Here is a 3,332-nt window from a genome sequence, read left to right on the forward strand (position 1 = left end):
GACGCGGCCGGCTTCAAGACCGCCTTGGGCAAGGCCGGCAGCGCCCCGCACAGCGCCGCCGATGCCGCGGCCCTGGCCGCCGCTGCCGCTGCGAAAGCCGCTGCCGGCAAGGGCGATGGCACCGACAGTCTCAAACCGGTGACCGTCGCCACCACCGTGGCGGGCGATGCTGCCGACGGCGCCAAGGCCGCCGCGCAGCCGGCCGACAACGCCGCCGTGGCCGATGCCGCCGCGCCAAAAACCGGCGCCGATGCCATCAACCAGATCGAAACCAAGGCCACGCCGAAGACTGACGCCCAGCAGCAAGTCTCGCAAACCCAGCAGCAACAGCAGGCTGCCGCCGATCCGGCCCAGCTGGCCGCCGCGCCGAAAGCCACCACCACCAACGCCGAGGCCGCCGCGACGCTGAAGGAACAAGCCGCGATCACCATCGCGCCGACCGCCAGCCATGCGGCGCAGGAGATCGCCAAGGCCGCCACCGCCGTGCCGACCGACAAGCTCAGCAGCCGCGTCGGCAGCCAGGGCTGGGACCAGCAACTGGGCCAGAAAATCATCTTCATGGCCGCCGGCGGCGAACAGAGCGCCACCATGGAGCTGAATCCGCCAGACTTGGGGCCGCTGCAGGTGGTATTGAGCGTCAACAAGGACCAGGCCACCGCCGCCTTCAGCTCGGCCGCGCCGGAAGTGCGCCAGGCGCTGGAAAACGCACTGCCGAAACTGAAGGAAATGATGAGCGACGCCGGTATCCAGCTGGGCAGCGCAACTGTCTCGTCCAGCATGTCGGATCAGAGCAACAGCAGCTTCAGCCAACAAGCCAGCTCGGCGCAGAGCGGTGGCAACGGTGGCGGTAACGGCCGCGCGGGGGGCAGCTACGGGCGCGACACCAATACCCAGGCCGAGGCGGCCCGCAGCGCGCCGCCGGTGCGCCGCCTGCCGGCCGGCGCGGTCGATACCTTCGCCTGAGCAGCACGGCCACCAGTGCAAACCGGGACCGGCGCTGACGCCCTCCCGGTTTTGTTGTCTGTTACACTAGGGAAATGTCAAGCAGCACCGGGAACGCCCCTCTTTTCGGCGCTTCCGTCTGCCTTGGCGCGACCGATAATGACATAATGGCGGCGTGAAACACTCCGCAACATGAAGGGCTACTTTTGAAAGCGAACGCAAAAATGAAAGCCGATCAGAAAGTTGAAGCACCCGCCGGCGGTGGCAGCAAAAAACTGATCATCATCATTCTGGCCGTGGTGCTGGTGCTGGGCGCCGCCGGCGGCGGTGCGGCCTGGTTCTTCCTGCACGGCAAAGCCGATGCCGAAGACCACGACGAGGCGCCGTCCAAGAAAAAGAAATCCAAGAAACCGAGCGGCCCGGCGATCTACGAACCGGTCGAACCATTTACCGTCAACCTGCAACCGGGCGAGAGCGGCGCCGACCAGTACCTGCAAGTGGCATTCTCGCTGCAGCTGGCCGACCCCGAAACCCAGGAAGAGGTCAAGAAAAACATGGCCAAGGTGCGCAGCCGCATCCTGTTGCTGCTGTCGGCCAAGCACGCCGCCGACATCAACACGCCGGAAGGCAAGATCCAGCTGGCCAAGGAAATCATCACGGCGCTGAGAGAACCGTTTGAAGACCGTGGTTCGCCGCAGGAAATCGAAGACGTGCTGTTTACGTCATTCATCATTCAGTAAGTACAAAGCAAGCAGAGCGCACCCCATGGCTGATAATTTTCTCTCCCAGGAAGAAGTCGACGCCCTTTTAAAGGGCGTCAACGGCGACCAGGACGATGTCGCGGCGGCGGAAGACGTCGCTGGCGTCCGCAACTACAACCTGGCGACCCAGGAACGTATCGTGCGCGGCCGCATGCCGACGCTGGAGATTATCAATGAGCGCTTCGCCCGTCTGCTGCGCGTCGGCCTGTTCAATTTCCTGCGCCGCAGCGCCGAGGTGTCGGTCGGCTCGGTGCGGGTGTCCAAGTATTCCGAGTTCATCCGCAACCTGGTGGTGCCGACCAACCTCAACCTGGTGCACATGAAGCCGCTGCGCGGCACCGCCCTGATGGTGTTCGATCCGGGCCTGGTGTTCCTGCTGGTGGACAACCTGTTCGGCGGCGACGGCCGCTTCCACACCCGCGTCGAGGGGCGCGACTTTACCCAGACCGAGCAGCGCATCATTTTGCGCATCCTCGACATCGTGTTCGAGGCCTACACCAAGTCATGGGAACCGGTTTACCCGGTCGAGTTCGAATACATCCGCTCGGAAATGAATACCCAGTTCGCCAACATCGCCACCCCGAACGAGGTGGTGGTGGCGTCGACCTTCACCGTCGAGCTGGGCTCGGTGTCGGGCCAGATCCACTTCTGCATGCCGTACTCGATGATCGAACCGATCCGCGACTCGCTGACCTCCAGCCTGCAAGGCGAGGCGCTGGAAGTGGACAAACGCTGGATCCGCCTGATGACGCAGCAGATCCAGATCGCCGAGGTCGAGCTGGTGGCGTCGCTGGGCACGGCCCGGGTCAACTTCGACGAGATCCTCAACATGCGGGTCGGCGACATCATCCCGTTGTCGATCCCGGAATTCATCTCTGCCACCGTGGACGGCGTGCCGGTCATGGATTGCAGCTATGGCGTCATGAACGGCCAGTACGCGCTCAAGGTTGAGAAGCTGCTCGCCAACGCCGATCACTTAAATAAATAGATACCGGAGAGCTAACATGTCGGACAATCAAGACGATCAACCGCTGGACGATGACGATCCATGGGGTGCGGCGATCGCCGAGCAGGCGCAGGCCGAAGCGGCCGCGCTGGAAAAGCAGCAAGCCGCGTCGCAAGCGGCCAGCGCCGCCGTGTTCAAGGATTTTTCCGGCACGCCGAGCAAGACCGAAACCCATAACGATATCGACTTCATCCTCGACATCCCGGTCCAGCTGACGGTGGAACTGGGCCGCACCAAGATCGCCATCAAGAACCTGCTGCAACTGGCGCAGGGCTCGGTGGTGGAACTGGACGGCCTGGCCGGTGAACCGATGGACGTGCTGGTCAACGGCTGCCTGATCGCCCAGGGCGAGGTGGTGGTGGTGAACGACAAGTTCGGTATCCGCCTGACCGACATCATCACGCCTTCCGAACGTATCCGAAAATTGAATAAATGAAGCTCGGACTGATTTCCTCCCTGATCATCGCGGCGGCCTTGGCCGCCGCGCCTGCGATGGCCCAGCACTCGGTGTCGGGCACCATCGGCGGCGCCCATGCCGCCACCCCGGCCGCCGCTGCCGCTGCCGCGCAAGCCTCCAGCGTCAATCCAGCCGCCACGCCGGCGCCAGCCGATGCCACCGCGCC

At 64.0% G+C, this 3,332-nt stretch carries 4 protein-coding genes and 1 pseudogene; all 5 read left to right on the forward strand.

Going from position 1 to position 3,332, the window contains the following annotated elements:
* Window positions 1-963, forward strand: a 963-nt coding sequence (locus GTP55_RS29040; protein WP_161048240.1) for a flagellar hook-length control protein FliK, incomplete at its 5' end; no start/stop codon positions are given.
* A 203-nt stretch (window positions 964-1,166) separates the two neighbouring features.
* The gene (gene fliL, locus GTP55_RS29045) at window positions 1,167-1,682 is read left to right on the forward strand and encodes a flagellar basal body-associated protein FliL (RefSeq protein WP_161048241.1); all 516 of its coding nucleotides are present in this window, start codon (window positions 1,167-1,169) and stop codon (window positions 1,680-1,682) included.
* Window positions 1,683-1,707: 25 nt separating this feature from the next.
* Window positions 1,708-2,691 carry a flagellar motor switch protein FliM gene (gene fliM, locus GTP55_RS29050; RefSeq protein ID WP_161048242.1) on the forward strand — a complete coding sequence of 328 codons (984 nt, stop codon included), beginning with the start codon at window positions 1,708-1,710 and terminating at the stop codon, window positions 2,689-2,691.
* 16 nt (window positions 2,692-2,707) lie between these two features.
* Window positions 2,708-3,145: a flagellar motor switch protein FliN gene (gene fliN, locus GTP55_RS29055; RefSeq protein ID WP_161048243.1), complete on the forward strand. Its 438-nt coding sequence runs from the start codon at window positions 2,708-2,710 to the stop codon at window positions 3,143-3,145.
* Window positions 3,142-3,332 (forward strand): annotated as a pseudogene (locus tag GTP55_RS29060) (flagellar biosynthetic protein FliO); the annotation flags it as partial. The gene fliN and the pseudogene GTP55_RS29060, both read left to right, overlap by 4 nt.

Source organism: Duganella margarita, assembly GCF_009857535.1.
In the GTDB taxonomy this organism is placed as follows: Bacteria; Pseudomonadota; Gammaproteobacteria; order Burkholderiales; family Burkholderiaceae_D; genus Rugamonas; species Rugamonas margarita.

Excerpts from the sequence above, each read along its gene's own strand:
- fliM (WP_161048242.1), top strand. The coding sequence starts at position 1,708 with ATGGCTGATAATTTTCTCTCCCAGGAAGAAGTCGACGCCCTTTTAAAG.
- fliN (WP_161048243.1), top strand. The coding sequence starts at position 2,708 with ATGTCGGACAATCAAGACGATCAACCGCTGGACGATGACGATCCATGG.
- fliL (WP_161048241.1), top strand. The coding sequence starts at position 1,167 with ATGAAAGCCGATCAGAAAGTTGAAGCACCCGCCGGCGGTGGCAGCAAA.